This is a genomic window from Bradyrhizobium sp. USDA 4341 (assembly GCF_054063755.1).
Map to the genome: position 1 here is coordinate 7,712,901 of NZ_JBSSGO010000002.1, position 21,123 is coordinate 7,734,023.

A 21,123-nucleotide genomic window follows, 5' to 3' on the forward strand; every position below is an offset into this window, starting at 1 on the left:
CAGGCCACGTTCATCTTGCTCGCAACGATGGTCGGGGTATCGGTCGTGCTGCCACCCGCGAGCGATCTGGCATCGCCGACGTCCACGGTCACCGATCGCGATAGTATCGGGCGATCACCGATGGCAGAAAGCGCTTTTGGTCAATTCCTCATTTAGCGACCCATTCCTGTTACGGCGAGGACAGGCGATCTTCTCGCGAACTTAACAGAGTAACTTGAGCAACGAACCTGCAATGGTGATCGTAGGGGCCGGCGAGGCGGGCACGGCCGCCGCGATGGCACTGCGCGAGGGCGGGTGCCGTGGCTTGCTTGGTGATCTTGCCCCCAACTTTCATCCAGTCCTGAGTTCGCCCCCGACTAGTTTCGTAGCGACGGGAGCTGGCGCGGAGCCCTCGACATAGTGCAGCGCCAGATCCCATCGCGAGTGGCGGGTGAAGGCGAATTCGGACGGCGTCTTCCATCCGAGCTGCGAGTGTGGTCGTGCCTCGTTGTAATCAGACCGCCAGCATCCGAGCACGACGCGGGCTTGAGCCAGCGGCGTGAACAGCGTCTCGTTCAACAGTTCATCCCGCAGCCGGCCGTTGAAGCTCTCGATGAAGGCGTTTTGCATGGGCTTGCCCGGCGCGATGTAGTGCCATGCGACGCGACTCTGATCAACCCACGTCAGGATGGTGTTGCTGGTGAGTTCGCTGCCATTGTCGCTAACAACCATCTTCGGCTTGTCGCGCTCCATCACCAGCCGGTCTAGCCCGTCTTATTCATGATTGCCGGGCGGGGCAGCTGGAACATTTCCGGTCGGAGTGAAGGCGCGCGCGAACGCTTCGGCTTTTTCGCCGCCAGCGAAGGCAAGACGGACGCGGGTGGCGGTCTCGATGACGCGGGCTGCGATCTTGAGAAGCCTGAGCCTGATCGTGTTGAACTCGGCCGTTGCCAGATCACGCGGCTTTGGGATGGCATCGCGCACGGCGAGGATGAGCCAATAGCCGGCGGTGTGGAAGACGAGGCGGACCTGGTTGGCGAGCGCCGAGCGGCAACTGGTGCGATCGGAGGCGAGCTGGGTCTTGTGCAGCTTGATCAGGTTCTCGGCCTGTCCGCGAGCGCAATAGAGGCTGTCATAGATCCACTCAGCCGAGCCGATATCGAGGCTGGTGACGACGTAGCGGACGTCGAGCCCTTGTTGGGTTGCCTCGATGCGGGCGACGACGCGGCGCTCACGATGCCAGGAGCCGGCCGCGTGGCGGGTCTCGGTGTAGCCGCGAACCACGATCTTGTTCTCGATCGCACGTTCGGTTCGAACTGCATCACAGACCTCGTCGAGCTTTCTGGCGAGCGGCTTCGTGCCGGCTAGCGCGAAGATGTAATCGACGCCGTTTTGCTCGCAAAAAGTCATCGCCTCGGGGCAGGCGTAATGGCTGTCGCCGCGGAAGGTGATACGCGTATCGGGCCAGCGCCGGCGAATGCGCCGAACCAGGCGGCGCAGGTGTGCCCGCACCTCGCGGCCGCTCGGCGTCTTGCCGGGGCGCAGGATGACGGCAACAGGCCGGCTGTGCTCGGTGTCGTAGACGTGGATCGGCAGGAAGCAGTGTTCGTCATAATGGGCGTTGAACAGCGAGAGTTGCTGACGGCCATGCACCACGTCGACCGTGTCGTCGATGTCGAGCGTGATTGCGCTCGGCGCTCGCGCGTAGCTGTCCATCCATAGGTCAACCAGCACAGAGCTCAGCCGGATCACCTCGCGCAGGTGTGGTGCATTCTCCAGGCGCGATAGGGTCGGCTGCGGATCCCGGCCAGTGTCCGGCAGTCGGCCGCAAGCCAGCTTGAACGCCGGATCGCCGCGTAAACGATCGAGATCATTGCCATCCTCGTAGCCACACGCGATGGCGAAGATGCGGGCGCGGATCATATCCGCAAGGCTGTGCACGATGCGTCCCGGATCGCGCCGCTCCGGGAATACGCAGGACAACTTCGCGGCCAAGCCGAGGCGCCGGTCCGCCATGGCCAGAAGCATGACGCCGCCATCCGACGTCAGCTTGCCGCCGTCGAACGAGGCTGTGATCTTCTTGCGGGAAACGGCTGGAAATGAGAACGGCAGACTCGTATCGTCGGTCATGGCGAGTGTGGCGGCCCGGATGTGCGGAGGGTGGGTGTTAGCAACCGAATCCTACGCCACCTCAGCGGCTTACGCTACGCTCGCCCGCCTCTCAACAATCCGCTGATGAATAAGACGGGCTAGCTCCCGCGCCACCCGAGTGCCGGAGAGCGAGGTGTCGGCCACCAGCGCCAGGCACTCGCGGGTGCAATCATCGACCACGGTGAGGATGCGGAAGCCATCGGTGAGCCGATCCGAGACGAAGTCGAACGTCCAGCGCTCGTTCGGCGTCATCGCGATGGGCATGGTCATAATGAACTCACGCTCGGCAATGTTGTCTAGCGCGGCTGGGGCAGGTCGGCCGGAGGCAGCCCGACATTCGGGCACTTAAAACCAGAAGGTAAGTAGGGCGAGCGGTGAGTCTGTGTAATTCGCCGCAACAAACAAAAAGGGTGGAGAAAATCAACTATGAAAGGATCATCAACGCAGTAATTCGTCTCGCGTTCCGCCATACTTTGCCTTCTGGACCATCGATGATAGCGACGGCCGCAGTCGCCTAAGGCCATTGCAATGTTATCGGGTTTTGACAGCGCGCACACAAGTTTCCACTAGAGGCTAACCGCCGAGCCTCCCACCACAAAGAGCCGCCAACCATGACTACAGATACAAATCTTCTGTCCGTCGACGCGATTGATCAGCTGCCGTTCACGCCCAAAGAGTTTGATGCCCGCCTTGCGAACTGTCGGAAGGCGATGAGTGAGCGTGGTCTCGATTTCCTTGTGCTCAGTTCTCCGGAGAATATTTATTACCTTTCCGGTCTCGTCACACGTGGTTACTACGTCTTCCAGGCGCTTGTAGTGACGCATATCGGCGAACCAATCGTGGTCATACGTCGATATGAGCAAACGAACGTTGAGCGACTGTCCTATTATCGGAAGATCGCAACTTGGCATGACACCGATGTGCCCGCAAATGTGCTTGCGAAAACCCTTGCGGACGTCGGTGCCACAGGGAAGACTATTGGTATCGATGGCAACTCATTCTTCTTCACGGTGAGTGCTTACGAGACGCTTCGCGCTGCCCTGCCTGGTACCCGCCTCGTGAACGCATCGGCGGTGTTAGAGAAGTGTCGTCGGGTCAAATCTCCCCAGGAAATCTCCTACATACGGCGTGCAGCCGTCGCGACAAGGGCCGGCTTCGATGCTGCGCGTAAGATCGTGCAGCCGGGTCGAACAGAGAACGAGGTTGCTGCCGCATTTCACCAGGCGGTCATTTCGGCCGGCAGTGAATATATGGCCGGTCATCCTTACGTTACGTCGGGACCACGTGTCGCGCTGCCGCATGCTAGCTGGTCCGGCCGAAAAATAGAGAAGGGCGATCTGGTGTACGTAGAGGGGGCGGGCAACATCAAGCGATACAGCGCTCCTCTGATGCGGACTTGGTCCATGGGCAAGTTGAGCGATGCTGCCCGCCGCGCTGCTGACACTTCGCTCGCGGCGCTCGACGCAGCAATCTCAGCCATGAAGCCGGGCGTCACGAGCGGCGAAGTCGACGCAGCTTGCCGCGGCACGGTGGCTCGTGCGGGCCTCGCCCACGCGTTCCTCCACCGAACCGCGTATTCAGTGGGAGTGGGCATCTGTCCTGGCTGGGGAGAGGGATGGGTTATGGACCTTAAGGAAGGGGACGAACGCGTATTGGAGCCTGGCATGGTATTCCATTTTGTGCCGGTACTCTTTCCAGAGCCTGATCTCGGTGTCGGCTTCAGCGCCACGGTGCTCGTAACAAACACTGGTAGGGAAATTCTCACGGATTTCTCTCGGGAGATAGAATGCTGAAGGCCAAGACATTCTCGCGATAGTCGTATGTTCGATCGGACGCGGAAGCAGTAAGGTCAAGCCGCGATGATAATTGGGCGAAGCTCCGACGCAGCATAAGGAGAGGCTGACGTCGAAAATGTCAGCCGCATTTGAAGTTGCCAGAGAGCTGTCGCGCAGCCGAATGGCGCGGTGAGCGCGCACGATCGTGCGGTCACCAGCTTGCCCGGCCGGCCAGCGTCGATACTAACCATAGGATGGAGAAGACAATGTTGACAATGACCAGCGCGGAGGCCTCAGCTTATGCCCGAGATGGCTATATCGTGCGCAAACAACTGCTGAGCACCAAAGAGATCGCTGCCTACAACGCTCGAGTACGGGCACCGATCGAGGCGGCGATCAAGGCTGGGACGGTGTTCGCTAAGAAGGATAGAGACGGCAAGACAGCTCTTGTCCATCCGCTGACCAAGGCGGAGGAAGATCAGTACGGCTTCCTGGGTCGGGACGAGAGGCTGGTTGATCTTGCCCAGGACGCAATTGGCAAGCCAATCTACCGCTGCGGCCATGAATTTATCATGAAGGAGCCGAAAGAGGGCGGTGCCTGGGAATTTCACCAGGACTTCTCCTATTTTTACGCCGACGGCCTGCTCGCTCCCCAGATCGCGACCATCTTGGTCGCGCTCGACAAGGGGACCAGCGAGAACGGCTGCATGCAGGTCTTGAAAGGTTCGCACAAGCTCGGACGGCTGAACCACAATAATGATCGGATTGACGATCCTGTGAAGTGGGCCAAAGAGGGGCAGATCCATATCATCCAAGAGCAGTTTGAAGCGGCTCGAAAGCGTTTCGATTTTGTCTATGTCGAGATGGAGCCAGGCGACGTAATGCTTTGGGATGCGAACCTTGTGCACCGTACCGGGCCGAATCATACGAATACGCGGTTCTGGGCCTATATCAGCTACTACAATGCCGTCGAAAACGGACACTACAAGGAAGTGCATGAGTATGCGCATTACGAGCCGCTTCTGAAGATATCAGCGGCTACTATACTGAACTCGGCCCGTCGGGTCTGACCGCTCAATAGAATCAGCTAGAGCAGATTCTGATCAGACGCGATCATAACCGGCTGCGGCGAAGAAGTTCTGACACTCTTGGGCGGTGAAGGCGGCCAAGGCGACGGCGATGGCGTCGACCAAAGCCTCGATTGATCTGGCGGCCGCCTTTCGAAGGGCGGCCTTGAGCTTGGCGAAGGCCATCTCGATCGGATTGAGGTCGGGCGAATAGGGCGGCAGATAGAGAAGCCGGGCGCCCGCGTCGATTGCGATGCCGACCTCGGTCCGCTTGTGTGCTGCGAGATTGTCCATCACCACGATGTCGCCGGGCCTGAGGGTCGGCACGAGGACTTGCGTCACGTAAGCCTCGAACGCCGGACCATCCATCGGACCGTCGAGGACCATCGGCGCTGTCATGCCAGTCGCCCTGAGCGCGCCGACGAAGGTGGTCGTCGTCCAGTGACCATGTGGGAGTGCTGCGACACAGCGTTGGCCGTATGGCGAGCGGCCAGAGAGCCGCGCCATCTTGGTCGAGGCCCCCGTCTCGTCGATGAACACCAGCCGGTGGATGTCGATCTCAGGCTGCGATGCCTTCCACGCCACACGTTCTGCGGCCACGTCAGGCCGATCTTGCTCGCTGGCTTGCGATGTTTTTTTGAATGTGATGTTGCGGCGATCGAAGAACCGCCAGAGCACGCTCGGCACGAAACGCTCGCCGTGGGTTTTGAGGAGATGGTCGGCGATCTCGGCCAGCGTCATGTCAGGCGTAGCCTTGACCAGGGAGAGTATCTCCGCAGCATGGCCCTCGATCCGAGCTGAACGCCGGTCTCCGCCCTGCGCTCCCGCCTCACAGACGCCGGTGCTTCGCCACTCGCTGACCAGTTCGATCGCTGTCGACGGCGCTACGCCAAACCGGCCGGCGGCGCCCCGACAGCTCATGCCCTCATCTTCCACGGCCCGAATAATGCGAAGGCGAAGGTCCGGCGACAGGGGTCTAGCCATGGGGCTGGCCTCCATCACCAGCGCTCATGGTGAATCACGATTTGCCCCGAAAGGGAATCCCTCCCGATTCCGCCAGATCGGAAAATGCTCTAGTGGTCCTCCCCCCTCAAATCTGAGGGAGCAAACTAGCCCGTCTTATTCATGATTGCCGGGCGGGGCAGCTGGAACATTTCCGGTCGGGATGAAAGCGCGCGCGAACGCTTCGGCTTTTTCGCCGCTTTTCGACCCGACTTCGTGAACGCGTTGGAGGACGTCGGGGGGGGTGACCGAGGGGCTCATGCCCCGCGCGTCAGGGTGCTTGCGGGACCAGAGCGTTTGCCAAGCCGCGGAACAGGTCGGCGTCGGGGCACGCCGCAGCGAAGGCAAGACGGACGCGGGTGGCGGTCTCGATGACGCGGGCTGCGATCTTGAGAAGCCTGAGCCTGATCGTGTTGAACTCGGCCGTTGCCAGATCACGCGGCTTTGGGATGGCATCGCGCACGGCGAGTCGAAGCGGGATACTTCCGTCCCGATTGAAGGTGTCGATGAGCTGTTCGCTTCCGACGCTTTCAACGACTTGTTGCCGCTATGTGACTTCGTGGTCCTCGCCTTACCCTCGACCGCGGAAACGGTGGGACTCATTGGAGCGCGGGAGATCGCGCGCATGCGGCGAGATGCCTTTCTCATCAATATCGCCCGCGGCAACATCGTGGTGGAGGCCGAACTGATCAAGGCCCTTCACGCGGGCGCAATCGCCGGTGCGATGCTCGACGTGTTCGAGCAAGAGCCGTTACCGCCGGATAGTCCACTTTGGGATATGCCAAATGTGATTGTAACGCCTCATGTGGCGGGAAACCCAACAAATTATCTGGAGAGGGCATTCGAAATCCTTAGCGACAATATCGAGCGTTTTCTGAACGGTCAGGCGTTGAACAATGTCGTGGATATCGGACGGGGCTATTGAGGGCCACTAAGCAGACGGGCTGATTCCCGAGGCTAGGGGCGATTTACAATCCATGAAGGTTTGCGGATACGTGGGGTGCCATGACTGTACGGATCATTATGGCAGCTGCGCTGCTTGATCATGTCACGCCTTGGTTGTGTTCGTGAACTCCCAGGTGCGAGATATCGTGCAAGCTGCGCAGAGATCCAGCCCCAGTTAGAGGAAGATGTTCTCCAGCGGAGGCACTAATCCTTGCAGCAATAAATGAGCGAAGCGAAAGATCAGAACATGAGCCTCGGACAATCCATCATTCCAGCTCTTTCACCAGAGTTGATCGATCGGTTCCGCATGATTGTTGGCACCAAATACGCCATAACTGATGCCGTCGACATCGAGCCCTATCTTATCGAGCGGCGCGACTTGTACCGCGGTCAATCGCCCTTGGTGCTCCGCCCTTGCTCGACATCTGCAGTCTCCGCGATCTGCAGCCTCGCAGCCGAGCATAAGATGGCGTTGGTGCCGCAGGGTGGAAATACCGGCCTCGTCGGTGGCCAGATTCCACTGAATGGTGAGGTCGTGGTATCATTGAGGCGCATGGACAAAATCCGCGAGCTCGACGCCGCTTCCAAAACCATGACCTGCGAAGCCGGCGTGGTATTGCAGGTTGCGCAAGAGACAGCCGCGGAGGCTGGTCGTTTGTTTCCGCTGTCTCTGGGGGCGGAAGGAAGCTGCACTATTGGCGGAAATCTCTCGACTAATGCCGGTGGCACCGCCGCCTTGGCCTACGGTGTCGCACGCGAAATGACGCTCGGGCTCGAGGTCGTGCTCGCCGACGGACGCGTGCTCAACCTTTTATCGAAGTTGAAGAAAGACAATACAGGCTACGATCTTCGCAACCTATTTATCGGCGCCGAGGGCGCCCTCGGCATCATCACCGCGGCGACCCTGAAATTGTTTCCGATGCCGCGGACGATTGAAACTGCGTTCGTCGGATTGAACTCACCGACCCAAGCCCTGCATCTACTTGCTATGGCTCAAGCTGAGGCAGCCAATACGCTGACTAGCTTCGAGCTTCTGTCCAAGATCGCGGTCGATTTCTCGATACGTTATGGCGTTGACGTGCGCGATCCCCTCGCAGACAAGCATGCCTGGTACGTTCTGCTGGAGCTGTCTTCTCCCGACGATGATGCCCGAACGCGATTGGAATCGATCCTAGCGCAAGCATTGGAGGAGGAAATCATTGCTGGCGCGCGGTGATCGCAGAAAGTCTGGCGCATCGCGCGGCTTTTTGGAAACTGCGTCATGAGATGTCGCCGGCTCAGAAGATAGGGGGAGGGTCGATCAAACAAGATGTCTCCGTGCCGATTGCCGCCGTGCCAGCCTTCATCGCGCAAGCAGATGCAGCCGTGACGGAGCTAATTCCAGGCGCGCGGCCCGTATCCTTTGGTCACCTCGGCGACGGTAACATTCATTATAACATCAGTCAGCCAGTCGGTGCTAACGCGAGCGAATTTCTCGCCCGCTGGCGTGACGTCAACGCAGTCCTGTTTGATATCGTGGGGCAGATGGGCGGTTCGATATCCGCCGAGCACGGAATTGGCCTGATGAAACGCGGCGAGCTAATCGAGAGAAAGGATCAGACGGCCATCACGTTGATGCGATCCGTAAAGAGAATGCTCGATCCACTCGCAATTATGAATCCAGGAAAAATGCTTTGAAAATCGCTCGGTTAGTAAGTCTAAGCTGAACAGGGTCTGCCGTGGTCCTACGTGTTCGGCGGTGCGCAGATGCTGCCATACGCGGTTTCATCATTCGTTTCGCTTCGTGCCGCAGTGATTAGAGCACGAGGAGGTGACGGTGTTCTGAGAACAACGGTGATAAACCGCTCGATGGCGTCGGCGGAGCAGGTCATTATTATCGCATTCGCGCAATGGGCTGTCCTCGGCAGCAGGGATCGCCGCGGGGTCGATGAGCACGAAGCGCATTGTCGCCGAGAATGAGCAGGAGCTGACCTCGAGAGGAGGCCAGAGTAGAATCGTGCGAACACCGAATTTTTGTTTAATAACGAAACGAATGCAAAGGAGTTAATCTCGCTGGTGAGCCTGGGCCGAGCAAAGCAGGAAAGGTCTCATGCGTTCAAACGCGGGGGGGCGGGGTGCGCCGGCCAGCGTTGAAAACGCGCAGCAAATGCGACTTGTTTGCCGAATCTTGGCGAAGCAGGGTGGGTTTTTGCTGATATTAGGCGACTTGCTCGTCTTATTGTTCGCTTCAATTGATGGGCTTGGGTTGGAGGAAATAGCATGATCCACGAAACCGCAACGCAAGATACTCGTCGGAACGACGATGGGACCGCGTCAGTCGCACCGTCATCCGCAGAGTGGTCCATGCTCTCGCTCGTCGACAAAGATCCTTTTCCGGTATTTGAAATCTTGCGGGAGCGGGGGCCCGTCGTGTGGGATCCCGGCGTGAAGTGCTGGCTTGTCTTGAGCTACGATCTTTGCAAGGAGATTGAATCGGACGACAGCACATACAGGCCCGTGACCGTCGGCGAGCCTCCTTCGTGGACTGAGATCAGGGGGGGGAAGCCCACGCTTCCATCGTCGATCGATGAGGAGCATACGCGCATGCGCCGGCTCTATCTAAAGCTTCTCAGCCCCGCAGTCATGCCGCGGTATCGTGACGAGCATGTTCTCCCGGTCATCAATGATGCCATCGACCGTATTGCCTCGCAAGGAAGCGCAGAGCTATTTCATGAATTGATTGAACCAATACCGCCCCGCATTATGGCGTCACTCTTTGGATTGCCCTGGAGGGACGACGCGTTTATGGCTGATATCGCGGCGTGGCATAAGGACATGATGGCTTGGATATTCGCCAGGGACAACGTTGAATTGGCGCACAAGGCGAAGCTAGCGTCCGATGAACTGAACAGGGTTTTCCTGGACCCTGTGCTTGAGCGGAGGGACAAACGTGGAAACGACTTCATTAGCCAGATCTGGTCTCGAGCGCCGGAAGACTTGGGCGGTGAAATTGGCGTGACGGAGGTTATGTCTATTGTCAGGGACATTGAGATCGGCGCGGGAGATACGAGTACAAGTGCAATTGCCAACGCGGTGTATGTATTTCTGTCTGATCCCGCTTTGCGTGAAGCAGTGACGAAAGATCAAGATCGCGTTCTCAATGCGTTTGTCGAGGAGACCTTGCGAGTAGTGGGATCTGTCCAGTTTCGGTTCAGAAAAGCCAATCGAGGTGTGTCGCTCGCGGGTACAGTGGTCAAAGAGGGTGATGTGATCTGCCTTTTGCACTCAGCGGCAAATCGCGATCCCAAGCATTATGCTTGCCCGCATAAGATCGATTTGAACAGAAAGTCTCCGACGGATCACTTAACATTCAACACTGGTCCGCGAATTTGCCCTGGTATGCACCTCGCAAGACTTAAATTACGAGAATGCATGAAGTTGCTGATGCAGCGCCTTCCGAATTTGCGTTTGGATCCAGCAAAGCAGGCCCCGTCATTCTCCGGTTTCACGCGCCGCACTTTCGCTCCGTTGCACGTGATATTCTAGGATCTATGTAGAATGAAATTGCGCATCTACGATCAGGACGGCAGGTTGTTCGAACTCAATGAGGTGACCGCCGACACGCTAATGACTGCAATTCGGGACGCTGGCTTAGATCTAACTGGATTATGCGGAGGCTGCATGTCTTGCGGGACGTGTCATGTTTACGTTGACAGTGCATGGCAGTCGAAAGTCGAGCCGGCCAGCGACGCTGAAGATGCCATGTTGGACGTAGTCGAGGACCGCCGTGAAAATTCGCGGCTTTCATGCCAGATTAAGCTAACGAGCGACTTGGATGGTTTGGTCGTAGCGCTCGCGCATAATTCTGCGTTTGCATAAGCGAGAGATAGGTGATGTGCTGGTGCCCCGAGCACATTTAGACCACCCAATTCCTCAGAGGAGGCTGCGGCGTTCCATTCAGCAATAAAAATCGAGTTTTAGCTGGGCACGAAGGTCGTTAGCTCCCGCCTGTGTTCCGGCGCGTCGGAGTTGGCTACGCGAGATAAAGCCGGTCCCGGAATCCGCACAGGACGATAAGTGGAATTTCTGCCTGACAACGGCGATAATCGCCGTGAACAGGAGAAACCATGAGCAGACGACCCCGCCGGAACCACTCACCGGTCAAGGCGAAGGTGGCTCTGGCTGCCGTCAAGGGCGACCGCACCATCGCCCAGCTGGCGGAGCATTTCGACGTCCATCCCAACCAGATAACGACATGGAAATCGCAGCTTGAGGCAAGCGCTTCCGAGATTTTCGGACCGGGAGGCGGGACGCCGGCCACGCCAGCGGTCGATGTGAAGTCGCTGCACGCCAAGATCGGCGAGTTGACGCTGGAGAACGATTCCTAAGAAACGGCAGCATCTATTTTCGGCTCCAAGGGCTGGAGAACAAAGCCGAATGCCTTGGCACGCCGATGCAAATTGTTGACCACTCGCGTCCGGTAACGCGTCTCGTAGGACGAGGCCCCGGGATCGACATAGTCCATTCCGTATCGCAGAGCATTGTAGAACAGAACTGCGATCTTCCGGGCCGTGGCGGTCACGGCCTTGGCCTTGCCGATGCGCGCTGAGAGCCGTCTATAAAAGGCGCCGAGCGCGGCGTCTGTACGACCCACGGTCACGGCAGCAAGGCGCAGAAGTGCCGCCGCTCGGCCGCCGGATCGGCGCGTTCGGGACGAGAGCATTTTGCCGCCGGAGACCTTGTTGCTCGGCGCCACTCCCAGCCAGGAGGTAAAATGCTTTGCACTTGGCCACGAGGAGAGGTCGTCGCCGCATTCAGCGATCAGCTTCAGCGAGAGGTAAGGACCGAGGCCGTCGACCGCGGTGAGGTCCTTTCCGAGCAGCGCGAACAGCGCCTCGCGGACGTCGAAAGCTGGAGCGTTCGCCTGATCGGTTCGATTCCGACGCCGCGAGACCCGCGGCGCTGATCCGTAGCCATGACCGCGATGGAAGCTCAGTTCCTTCAACACGGCTTCAATTCGGGCGTCGCAGGCAGATGCCTTCTCGTGGTAGGCGTCGTAAAGCGCAAGTGCCTGCTCGAGCGCAAACAGATGCTCGGCGCGGTAGCTTCCGGTGAACGCCTTCGCGATCGTCTCGGCGCTGGAGTGGCAACTGTAATGGCGCAAGCACGCGAGTGCCTCAGGATCGCGCTCGCCGGCAAGGATCGCCCGTATGATACGCAGGCCGGTCGCGCCGGTGACGTCGGTGACGACGTGGTGCAGCTGAAGATTCATCTCCGTCAAGGCCTTCTGCATATGCTGGATGTGTGAGGCCGCGTACTCTAGCAGACGCTCGCGCTGACGCACGTAGGCTCGCAGCTCGGCAATCTGCCCTTTCGGCCGAAAGCTGGCCCGCAGCAAGCCGCTGCAGCCATTGCGCATCGCTGACATCGGTCTTGCGCCCCGGCACGTGCTTGGCATCGCGCGCGTTGACAAGAAACACGTTAAATCCCCGGGCATCGAGAAGCTCGAAGATCGGAATCCAGTAGACGCTGGTCGATTCCATGACGACAGTCTCGACGCCGCATTCGGTAAACCAGTCGACTAGCCGATGCAGATCAGCCGTGAAGGTACCGAAGCTGCGGACTGGCTCCGGTGCGCGATCTGCCCTCACGGCAGCCATGTGCATAGTCGCTCCGACGTCGATGGCAGCCGCGTCCGCATGCACCATCTGCATCTTACCTCCGTTCCTCGACTTCGATCTTTTGGGGTTCATCTCTAATCCTCCTGCTGACGGCGGCGGAAGGGCTAGGCTGCGTTATTCGTCAGATTCCTAAACGCGCGACAACCCATGGACCAGGTTTTTTAACGGGGTCACGTGCCACCAAAATCGTATCGGCCGCTCCCTTCTGGTCAGCAATCTAGCGCCGGTCCGTTTCTATCCCACAGGGGGAGCGCAGCGCCGCGCATAGTTTTTTAGAAGGCGCGCTCACCAAGGCGGGATTGCTGAGCGCCAAGCGATGATCGACCGTGAGCACGATCTGCCGATCACCAAGCAGGCAGAGATTTTGAAGGTCAGCCGCGGTAGCGTGTACTATCTGCCGCGTCCAGTCACTTCAGCCGATCTCGCGATCATGCAGCGTCTCGATCGGCTGCACCTGGAGTTTCCCTTCGCCGGGTCGCTGCGCGGGCTGTTGGCTTCCCAGGGATGCAAGATCGGCCGCCGGCATGTGAAGACGCTGATGCGGCGGATGGGGATAGAGGCGCTGTATCGCCGGGCCGCGCACGACCAAGCCCGAGCCCGGTCACAAGATCTATCCGTATCTGCTGCGCGGCATGGAGATCACGCGACCGAAGCAGGTCGGGCCATGGACATCAGCTAGATCCCGATGGCGCGCGGCTTTGTCTATCTCGCCGTCGTGCTGGACTGGGCAACCCGCCGGGTTCTGTCCTGGCGGCTGTCGATCACGATGGAGGCGGCCTTCTGCGTCGAGACACTGGACGATGCTCTGGCTCGTCACGGCAAGCCAGAGATCTTCTATACCGACCAAGGCTCGCAGTTCACCGGCTCGGCCTTCACCGGCGTGCTCGCCGGCAACGGCGTCGCCATCAGCATGGACGGTAAAGGCGCCTGGCGGGACAACGTCTTACAACGTCTTCGTCGAGCGGCTATGGCGCAGCGTCAAATACGAGGAGGTCTATCTGCGATCCTACGAAACTGTCGGCGAGGCGCGAAGCTCGATTGGTCGGTATCTCGACTTTTACAACGGACGACGACCTCATTCGAGTCTTGACGACCGCACCCCGGATCAAGTCTACTTCGATCTTCCTCCGCTCCGCGCGGCGGCCTAACCCCGGTAGAGGCTCCACTTATCGACGCGGAATTTTGTTCAGACAACCGGGGCCAGTTCAGATCGAGGGCGCCAAGATGGCCAGCTTCGACTTCAATGATACAAAAGATGCTCCGGGGCAGGCATGATGCACTTTGTCAATACTACCAAGTTGAGTGCTGCGTCCTTCAACTGGTGCGGCTGACCAAGGCAGGACGACCAAACTTTGCGCTGTACTAGCAAGACTATGCGATGTGCCCGACGATGGACGCCCGCCATAGCGGCCGGGGTGTCTCGGTTGTAATGTCTGGCACGAGATCGCAGGCTCGAGGAAATTAACGGCTACCCGGATTATCATGTAGATTCAGGTGTTCGATTCGGATTATCAGAAATAATGTATCCCGCCGGCCGCCGTGCGCGGGGTAATCGAATCCTTTAGGTCTTCCCGGTCACGTAATCCGGGCGCGTTGACTCTTTCCGGTACACGAGTCGGTTTGGATACATGCAGACCGTCTCCTTGCCATACCGGTGCTCAGTTGAGGACCGGGCGTTCCTCGGCGACTGCCACCGGATTTCGACGCGCGCAAAGCTTAAGGACCTATCCCGGTCTTCGATGAAGGGTGGCGCGACGGCCTACGGAAGGATCTCGTGCTGCCTGCTGAAGCTGGGGATTGGGCGGAGGTCTACCGGGCCATCAAAGCGGCGAAGCTTGGGGTTCGCCGTCCGCATCCGAGGCTCACCGCCTCGGATGCCGGAGGCCGTCTTCCTGGCGGCATTCCGGTGCGGCGGCTCGGCCGGTGCCGGCGGCCCGGGCTTCTCGCCTGGCCCGTCGGGATCGGTCGGTTCTCGCAAGTCAGTTCGGAAAAACGTGAATCTGGCCGCGGATCCAGATAATCCGGATAGCCCCAATAAGGGCTTCACCGAATGAAGGAGCGAAAATCGAGCCACTTTGGTTGTGGTGCTCTGAAATCCCACCAGGCACAAGCTGATGATCAGTTGATACCCGCGGCGGCAATTCAACGCCATGCTTCCACGGTATGCCGCAACTACAAGTCGGCTGATCGAGAACAAGGATCACGATCTCTTCTATCCCAAGTCGAAGATTCGGCTGGTCGTGAGGCGAGGCGGCACTAGTCAGTGGTCGGTTACGTTTCTTTCCGCAATACCTGCAATCATCCAGGATTATGACTGCCGGCGCGGTCCGGCACATCTTCCTTCCAGCGCACCGACCCGAACGGGCGCTCCAGCATTCGGCGTACCCGCACCGGGCCGGGGCCGATGTGGAAGGCCGATGCCTTGCGATCTAGCGCCTGGTCCAACTGAGTCCAGCGGCTACGTTGGCGCAGGTAATCTAGCCACGTCGGGCAGTGATAACGCTCGGTCCAAAGCTCAGGATCTGCGATGTCGCGTGCAATTGACCAGCCGTAAGCCCCGTTCCGCTGCCGGTATAGTTGGACGTCCTGCATAACGTTGTGGAATTCGCGCGCATTTTCCGTCGCAACACGATATTCGATCTCCACCACCAATGGCCCGCTGCGGTGCGTGATCGCGAGCCGCACCTCAGGGTCGGCCAGCGGCTCGGCGTCATTGTCTCCCGTGGTGATCGGCGGCATCCTTAACCAAAGACCAAGAAGCGGGGACGACATCATCAATGCAGCCGAGACCAGAAGGGCGACGTCGACGCCCGCGGCATCGGTGAGGCGGCCCCAACCCCAACTCCCGATCGCAATTCCGCCGGAGAACGCAGTTTGCCACGCCGCAAGCGCTCTGCCAGCGACCCAACGAGGTGCGGAGAGCTGCACCCCAATGTTGAACAGCGTCCACATGATCGTCCACACGGCGCCGGCCAAGATCAGAGCGGCCGCAGTCAAAGCCGCATGGTGGCTCAGGGCGATCGCAGCAATGGCACTGCCCAAGGACACGCCGCATGCACGCACCGCGGCCTCGCTACTCATTTTATTCCGAATATGACCGATGCACAGCGCTCCGGTTACCGAGCCAAACCCAAGGGCGCCTAGCATAAGGCCATAGGTTTGCGGTCCGCCGCGCAGCAGGTCGCGAGCAACGAGCGGCATCAATGCGGAAATCGAGCCACCGATGACGCCCACCACCATACTGCGGATCAGTACGATCTTGATCGAGGGCGAATTTATGATGTAGCGCGCGCCCGAGACGATGGCGCGGCTCAGCTGTTCGCGCGGTAGTCGCGACGGCTCAGCGACACGATTCCAGAGGAACAGCGCGGCTATTAACGGCAAATAGAGAAGCGCATTGAGCGCAAACGCGGCGAGCGCACCTGCCATTGCAACCACAATTCCGCCGATGGCGGGCCCGAAGCTGCGCGCGATGTTGTAGCTGATGCCATTAAGCGCGATCGCCGCCGGAAGTCTCTCGGTGGGCACTTGTTCGCTGACCGACGATTGCCATGCCGGGCTCATCAACGCCATACCGCTGCCGACAACAAAGCAAAACATCAGCAGCAGATCCGGAGTAGTAAGGCCGAACCAATCGAGCACCGTTAGAGCGGTCGCCCCGCAAAGCGCGATCGAAAGAGCGACTAGCGCTACGACACGGCGATCGTACATGTCAGCGATCGCACCGGCTGGCATCGCGATCAACATCGCTGGCAGCATCAATGCGGTCTGCACCAGCGCAACCTTCCCGGCTGTCGACGACATCTCCGTCATAGCCCAAGCCGCGCCGACACCTTGAATCAATATGCCGAGATTAGACAATACACTTGCCAACCAGATACGCCGGAACGTGGCATGGCGAAGCGGCGCGGTGATGCTATCGACGCCGATCGTCTCGGACTTAGGCGGCTCTGTCATTTAGCTCCTGCCTTGCCGCCACGGTGCTCATTGTGAGCAGGTCGGTGGCGATCTCAGAAATGCACTTTGGCGAGCACTTTCAGCCGCGCTCGTCCTGAGTGGAGAGCATCGTGAAAGTCTTTGCCTGCTCAGGCATGTACAACAACCGCCTCGTACCTCGCGAGCGCAATTCTGTATCGGCGGCCTTCGCTGCGGACGAGCGTGAATTGGCCGAGGCGATGGATCGAATTTGTGAGCAAATCAGCCGGACGCTATTCATACAGGACGTGAGGATGAGCTTCTTCATTTCGACTGACTTCGCCGGCAAGTTCCGCTCAGCCGGAGTCTGAACTGGGACAGCATTGCTCGACCGGAATGCGGGCATGAAGATATCGGTCAGCCGACTCAACGTCTACGTTGTCAGCGGATCATTAGCGAAACACATTTGTGCGGTTAATAGAGAGATTGAAGCATTTCTGATCAACAGCTCCCAGCGTGGAAAACCAATTCGCGATAACAAGAAGAGTAGTCGGGCGCGAGTACGCGTTTTTCGCATTCTATTTGAGTGGGCGAGGAAAAACGGCGTCGATGCGCTGTTCCACAGCTCCATCTCATCATTCACCGTCTGGAATCTCCACTGGAATCGCAAATCCTGCCTTTACGCGATCCATGACGACCATCGTCTTGAATCCCTTGATATCGGGGTTTTCATAGAAGAAGCGTCTGGTGAACAGTTCATATTCCTCCATGGTGTGCGCCGTAACATAAAGGATAAAGTCGGCTTCGCCAGTGACGTAGAATCCATTGACTACCTCGGCTGACGATTTGATCGCCTTTTTGAACTTATCGATGATGTCCGAGCGCTCGCGTTCCATCGTCACTAGCACCAGCATTTGAATAGGCCGCCCCACCGCCCTCGCCGAAACAATCGATACATCTGCCTCGATGATTCCTTCCGAACGAAGCCGCTTCAGTCGTCGTTGACAGGCGGTGGCGGAAAGTCCCGCCATTTCACCTATCACCTCAGAAGTCAGCCGATTGTTCTTTTGAACGATCTCGAGGATGCGAGCGTCTGTTCGGTCGTATTGCATTCGAAACTCCTGGTGAATTTGATCGCAAATTGACGCGGCATTGCAGGAAACCAACGGACTACAACAAAATGCGACGCAAATCTGTCGATTACACTAGTATCCTCAATCCGCAGCGAAATTCAACAAATGACCGCTCGGTACCCCCAGATGCTCTTTCAAACTGCTCGAAGCGAGAGTCCAGAGTTGGCCGGCATTGCTGCGCGCTACTTGCAGCGGCTGGGCCGACGCGATTTCGTTTCGGGAGCCGCGCTAATCGACGGCCGCTGGATTGCGAGCGAACAAAGAGACGTAGTGGTCGATCCAGCTACAGGAGACGAAATCGCGACTGTTGCGCGGTGCACTCCCGCAGACGTGGAGACGGCGATCGAGTCGGCGGAACGGTCCTTCCCGGCTTGGCGAGGATTGCTCCCCTCTGGGCGCGCGATGGTCCTGAGGACGTGGGCGTCATTGATGCGCCAGCACTCAGACGAACTCGCCATCTTGGTGACATGTGAACAGGGAAAGCCTCTCGCGGAGTCGCGGTACGAAATTGAGTACGGCGCTGCTTTCCTCGACTGGTTCGCTGCAGAAGGTGAGCGCGCATACGGCGAGACGATTCCCGGACATAGGGTTAGCAGTCTGCTGCAGGTGCGAATGCAGCCGATCGGTGTCGCGGTGGCGATAACTCCATGGAATTTTCCCGTCGCCATGATCGCGCGAAAAGCCGCGGCTGCCCTTGCGGCGGGCTGCCCGATGATTGTGAAGCCCGCTCCGGAGACGCCGCTTTCTGCTCTCGCTGTGGCCAGATTGGCGGAAGAGGCTGGCGTTCCGTCCGGCGTGCTTCAGGTGCTCGTGGGTGACGCCATTGAACTGTCGCCGCCTCTGTTGCGCGATGTGCGAATCCGCGCTCTGTCGTTTACTGGTTCTACCCAGGTCGGTCGCTTGCTCCTTGAAGGAGCTGCCCAAACAGTGAAGAAAGTGTCGCTCGAGCTTGGGGGGCATGCGCCCTTTCTCGTTTTCGATGACGTTGATGTTGATAGGGCCGTCAAAGGGGCTGTGGACGCAAAGTTTGCTACGTCGGGTCAGGACTGTCTGGCGGCGAACCGCATCTACGTACAAAGGGGTATCTATGATGCGTTTATCGAGGCGTTCGCTCGGGAGATGGCCAAGCTCAAGGTAGGCCATGGTCTGATGCCTGCGACGGATATTGGGCCGATGACAAAGTTATCTGTCGCCACTAAGTGCAGGATCCAGATCGATGATGCCCGTGAGAAGGGCGCCCGAGTGACCTTCATCAATGCGGACGAAAGTCTGGGGCCTCACTTCGTTACCCCAACACTCCTTAGTAATGTGACCGAAGAGATGTTGGTTGGACACGAGGAGACTTTTGGACCAGTGGCGGCTGTATTGCCATTCGACTCTGAAGAGGAGGTCGTGGCCCGAGCTAATGCGAGCGAAATGGGGTTGGCAGCATACGTCTATACGGACAGCTTGCGTCGAGCGCTCCGTCTTTCAGAGCGTATCGAATGCGGCATGGTCGGGATCAATACACCCGCCTTTACTGGGCCGCCGATTCCGTTCGGCGGATGGAAGCAATCCGGGCTCGGACGCGAAGGCTCCCGCCACGGTCTAACTGAGTACATGGAACTGAAGTGCGTCTGCTTCGGCGATCTCGCAGCTTAGGAGAATGGGAATGACTGACATAAAGACAATTGCTGAACTGGATCGCTCGAGTGTCCTGCACCCTTTCACTCAGCTAAAGGACTTCGCAACTGGTAAACTTGGTGACCCCACCATCGTCACGGGAGGCAAAGGCATCCGCATCGAGGATGCCCAGGGGCGCAGCTATATTGACGGCTTTGCTGGCCTTTACTGTGTAAATATTGGATATGGCCGGACCGAAGTGGCTGACGCGATCGCGCGTCAGGCCTATAAACTAGCATACTATCATTCATATGCGGCGCATACGACCGAGGAACTTGCCACGTTATCGGACCGTCTCGTCCGTATGGCGCCTGGTAAGCCGAGTAAAGTATTTTACGGTATGTCGGGATCGGATGCGAACGAAACGCAAGCGAAGATTGTGTGGTACTACAACAATCTTCGAGGCCAGCCCAAAAAGAAGAAGATCATCTCTCGCCACCGAGGTTATCATGGCGCCTCAGTCATTTCCGGTTCGATGACGGGAATGTCATTCTACCATGATCACATGGGTCTTCCTTTTCCCGGCGTCTTGCATACAGGTGTTCCGCACTATTACTGGGGCGCAGAGCCCGGTGAAACAGAAGAGGAGTTCTCGCGCCGGCGTGCAGCGGAGCTCGAGCAGCTAATCGTTCGAGAGGGACCAGAAACGGTCGGAGCCTTTATCGCAGAGCCGGTGCTTGGCACTGGCGGCATTACGCCGCCTCCAGTCGGCTACTGGCGCGAAATACAGGAAGTCCTTAGGCGCTATGACGTTCTTCTGATTGCAGACGAGGTAATTTGTGGCTTCGGACGAACCGGCGCTGACTTTGGGAGCACGCTCTATGGGATGGAGCCCGACCTGGTAACAGTCGCCAAAGGGTTGACCTCTGGGTACGTTCCTCTCTCAGGAGCCATTGTCGGCGAGAAGGTCTACGCGGTTATGGAAGATGCAGCGGATCGAGTCGGTGTATTCAACCACGGTTACACCTACTCCGGTCATCCGATCGGCGCCGCTGCTGCCAACGCTGTGCTTGATATTGTTGAGAAAGAGCAGCTAAGCGATCGTGCGAGGGTAATTGGCGCGCATTTGCAGAAGCGGCTCAAGGAGAGATTTGCGCAGCTGGATATCGTCGGTGAGGTTCGAGGTGTCGGTCTGCTCGGCGCGGTCGAGTTTGTTGCCGACCGGCACACGAAACGACGGTTTGATCCCAATCTCAAGATTGCGGCTCGAATCTCTAAGGCTGCCCGGGATCGGGGACTAATCGCTCGAGCGTTGCCCCACGGAGAAATCATTGGCTTTGCTCCGCCTCTTGTCGTGTCCGAGGCCGAGATCGATGAGATTGTTGATCTCGCTTTTCAAGCCACTAAGCAGGTGATGGACGAACTCCCGAGCAAATCGGCGCGGTAAGATGCGTCTTCGATCCTGTTGCGGATAAAACTCGCTTCAATCGAACGGACGAAAGGACCGCCGTGAATACAGTTCACGGCGGTCTCTTCTCCGATACACGGAGGCTCTTCGTTGGCCCTCCTGATGAGAGAGCGAATACCTTTAGACCATACGACATGTGGACAGCTGCCGCTGAGCGGGACATTCAGATCGCCTGCGCACCGTAACGCGGCAATCCTCTGAGCCGGTTTTCGAGTGGCGCCTGAGGCGATGGCGTCGAAATTCGACCGGAAATACTTGGTTCGCGCTGTATTCCTGCGTGGTGTGACGATTTAACGGCGAAAACTGAATTGAAAATATTATTACAGTCGACGTCGATTGCGCATGTCTGTGCATGCGAGAGGCGCTGGAGGGAGGCACTTTTTAGGCAAAAGCCGACGAGCCTGCGCGCTCATTTTGGCTGTGAGC

At 58.4% G+C, this 21,123-nt stretch carries 13 protein-coding genes and 7 pseudogenes; 11 read left to right on the forward strand and 9 right to left on the reverse strand.

Annotated features, from left to right (window positions below):
• Positions 1-330 precede the first annotated feature (330 nt).
• The 3 genes and pseudogenes from ACVIGB_RS42395 to ACVIGB_RS42405 all read right to left on the reverse strand — a co-directional run.
• A pseudogene (locus tag ACVIGB_RS42395) lies at positions 331-747 on the reverse strand (integrase core domain-containing protein); the annotation flags it as partial.
• A 6-nt stretch (positions 748-753) separates the two neighbouring features.
• On the reverse strand, positions 754-2,109 hold the full coding sequence (locus ACVIGB_RS42400) for an IS1380 family transposase (protein ID WP_456724863.1): 1,356 nt from the start codon (positions 2,107-2,109) through the stop codon (positions 754-756).
• A 99-nt stretch (positions 2,110-2,208) separates the two neighbouring features.
• A pseudogene (locus tag ACVIGB_RS42405) lies at positions 2,209-2,376 on the reverse strand (DDE-type integrase/transposase/recombinase); the annotation flags it as partial.
• Positions 2,377-2,741: 365 nt separating this feature from the next.
• On the opposite strand from ACVIGB_RS42405, the gene ACVIGB_RS42410 reads away from it, so the two are divergent.
• Together ACVIGB_RS42410 and ACVIGB_RS42415 are read left to right on the forward strand one after the other, a co-directional pair.
• On the forward strand, positions 2,742-3,923 hold the full coding sequence (locus ACVIGB_RS42410; protein ID WP_456724862.1) for a M24 family metallopeptidase: 1,182 nt from the start codon (positions 2,742-2,744) through the stop codon (positions 3,921-3,923).
• 248 nt (positions 3,924-4,171) lie between these two features.
• Positions 4,172-4,975 carry a phytanoyl-CoA dioxygenase family protein gene (locus tag ACVIGB_RS42415; protein ID WP_456724861.1) on the forward strand — a complete coding sequence of 268 codons (804 nt, stop codon included), beginning with the start codon at positions 4,172-4,174 and terminating at the stop codon, positions 4,973-4,975.
• A 33-nt stretch (positions 4,976-5,008) separates the two neighbouring features.
• Here ACVIGB_RS42415 and ACVIGB_RS42420 read toward each other — a convergent pair whose 3' ends face one another.
• Positions 5,009-5,956 (reverse strand): IS630 family transposase, encoded by a 948-nt coding sequence (locus tag ACVIGB_RS42420; RefSeq protein WP_456724860.1) that lies wholly within the window; start codon positions 5,954-5,956, stop codon positions 5,009-5,011.
• 289 nt (positions 5,957-6,245) lie between these two features.
• A pseudogene (locus ACVIGB_RS42425) lies at positions 6,246-6,449 on the reverse strand (transposase); the annotation flags it as partial.
• A 36-nt stretch (positions 6,450-6,485) separates the two neighbouring features.
• On the opposite strand from ACVIGB_RS42425, the gene ACVIGB_RS42430 reads away from it, so the two are divergent.
• The 5 genes and pseudogenes from ACVIGB_RS42430 to ACVIGB_RS42450 form a co-directional block, all read left to right on the forward strand.
• A complete protein-coding gene (locus tag ACVIGB_RS42430; protein WP_456749402.1) occupies positions 6,486-6,899 on the forward strand; it encodes an NAD(P)-dependent oxidoreductase in 414 nt (137 codons plus the stop codon).
• A 267-nt stretch (positions 6,900-7,166) separates the two neighbouring features.
• Positions 7,167-8,596 (forward strand): annotated as a pseudogene (locus tag ACVIGB_RS42435) (FAD-binding oxidoreductase).
• Positions 8,597-9,178: 582 nt separating this feature from the next.
• Positions 9,179-10,444 (forward strand): cytochrome P450, encoded by a 1,266-nt coding sequence (locus ACVIGB_RS42440; protein ID WP_456724859.1) that lies wholly within the window; start codon positions 9,179-9,181, stop codon positions 10,442-10,444.
• 12 nt (positions 10,445-10,456) lie between these two features.
• Positions 10,457-10,777, forward strand: coding sequence for a 2Fe-2S iron-sulfur cluster-binding protein (locus ACVIGB_RS42445; RefSeq protein ID WP_456724858.1), 321 nt, complete (start codon positions 10,457-10,459; stop codon positions 10,775-10,777).
• Positions 10,778-11,025: 248 nt separating this feature from the next.
• Positions 11,026-11,280 (forward strand): annotated as a pseudogene (locus ACVIGB_RS42450) (transposase); the annotation flags it as partial.
• A 2-nt stretch (positions 11,281-11,282) separates the two neighbouring features.
• Here ACVIGB_RS42450 and ACVIGB_RS42455 read toward each other — a convergent pair.
• Complete coding sequence (locus ACVIGB_RS42455) at positions 11,283-12,395, reverse strand: IS110 family RNA-guided transposase (RefSeq protein ID WP_456749309.1); 1,113 nt, start codon at positions 12,393-12,395, stop codon at positions 11,283-11,285.
• A pseudogene (locus ACVIGB_RS42460) lies at positions 12,289-12,651 on the reverse strand (IS110 family transposase); the annotation flags it as partial. The gene ACVIGB_RS42455 and the pseudogene ACVIGB_RS42460, both read right to left, overlap by 107 nt.
• A gap of 196 nt (positions 12,652-12,847) precedes the next feature.
• Between ACVIGB_RS42460 and ACVIGB_RS42465 the strand changes: the two are divergent.
• Positions 12,848-13,727 (forward strand): annotated as a pseudogene (locus ACVIGB_RS42465) (IS3 family transposase); the annotation flags it as partial.
• Between the two features lie 1,150 nt (positions 13,728-14,877).
• Here ACVIGB_RS42465 and ACVIGB_RS42470 read toward each other — a convergent pair.
• On the reverse strand, positions 14,878-16,536 hold the full coding sequence (locus ACVIGB_RS42470) for an MFS transporter (protein ID WP_456724856.1): 1,659 nt from the start codon (positions 16,534-16,536) through the stop codon (positions 14,878-14,880).
• A gap of 110 nt (positions 16,537-16,646) precedes the next feature.
• Between ACVIGB_RS42470 and ACVIGB_RS42475 the strand changes: the two genes are divergently transcribed.
• Positions 16,647-16,865: a hypothetical protein gene (locus ACVIGB_RS42475; RefSeq protein WP_456724855.1), complete on the forward strand. Its 219-nt coding sequence runs from the start codon at positions 16,647-16,649 to the stop codon at positions 16,863-16,865.
• 264 nt (positions 16,866-17,129) lie between these two features.
• Here ACVIGB_RS42475 and ACVIGB_RS42480 read toward each other — a convergent pair whose 3' ends face one another.
• Positions 17,130-17,606, reverse strand: coding sequence for an Lrp/AsnC family transcriptional regulator (locus tag ACVIGB_RS42480; RefSeq protein WP_456724854.1), 477 nt, complete (start codon positions 17,604-17,606; stop codon positions 17,130-17,132).
• A 183-nt stretch (positions 17,607-17,789) separates the two neighbouring features.
• Between ACVIGB_RS42480 and ACVIGB_RS42485 the strand changes: the two genes are divergently transcribed.
• Both ACVIGB_RS42485 and ACVIGB_RS42490 read left to right on the forward strand, forming a co-directional pair.
• On the forward strand, positions 17,790-19,268 hold the full coding sequence (locus ACVIGB_RS42485) for an NAD-dependent succinate-semialdehyde dehydrogenase (RefSeq protein WP_456724853.1): 1,479 nt from the start codon (positions 17,790-17,792) through the stop codon (positions 19,266-19,268).
• A gap of 10 nt (positions 19,269-19,278) precedes the next feature.
• Positions 19,279-20,676 carry an aminotransferase gene (locus tag ACVIGB_RS42490; protein WP_456724852.1) on the forward strand — a complete coding sequence of 466 codons (1,398 nt, stop codon included), beginning with the start codon at positions 19,279-19,281 and terminating at the stop codon, positions 20,674-20,676.
• Positions 20,677-21,123 lie beyond the last annotated feature (447 nt).

Coding starts and splice junctions, on each gene's coding strand:
- ACVIGB_RS42470 (WP_456724856.1), bottom strand. CDS start 16,536: ATGACAGAGCCGCCTAAGTCCGAGACGATCGGCGTCGATAGCATCACC.
- ACVIGB_RS42455 (WP_456749309.1), bottom strand. CDS start 12,395: ATGCCCGGGGATTTAACGTGTTTCTTGTCAACGCGCGCGATGCCAAGC.
- ACVIGB_RS42440 (WP_456724859.1), top strand. CDS start 9,179: ATGATCCACGAAACCGCAACGCAAGATACTCGTCGGAACGACGATGGG.
- ACVIGB_RS42490 (WP_456724852.1), top strand. CDS start 19,279: ATGACTGACATAAAGACAATTGCTGAACTGGATCGCTCGAGTGTCCTG.
- ACVIGB_RS42445 (WP_456724858.1), top strand. CDS start 10,457: ATGAAATTGCGCATCTACGATCAGGACGGCAGGTTGTTCGAACTCAAT.
- ACVIGB_RS42415 (WP_456724861.1), top strand. CDS start 4,172: ATGTTGACAATGACCAGCGCGGAGGCCTCAGCTTATGCCCGAGATGGC.
- ACVIGB_RS42410 (WP_456724862.1), top strand. CDS start 2,742: ATGACTACAGATACAAATCTTCTGTCCGTCGACGCGATTGATCAGCTG.
- ACVIGB_RS42400 (WP_456724863.1), bottom strand. CDS start 2,109: ATGACCGACGATACGAGTCTGCCGTTCTCATTTCCAGCCGTTTCCCGC.
- ACVIGB_RS42420 (WP_456724860.1), bottom strand. CDS start 5,956: ATGGCTAGACCCCTGTCGCCGGACCTTCGCCTTCGCATTATTCGGGCC.
- ACVIGB_RS42480 (WP_456724854.1), bottom strand. CDS start 17,606: ATGCAATACGACCGAACAGACGCTCGCATCCTCGAGATCGTTCAAAAG.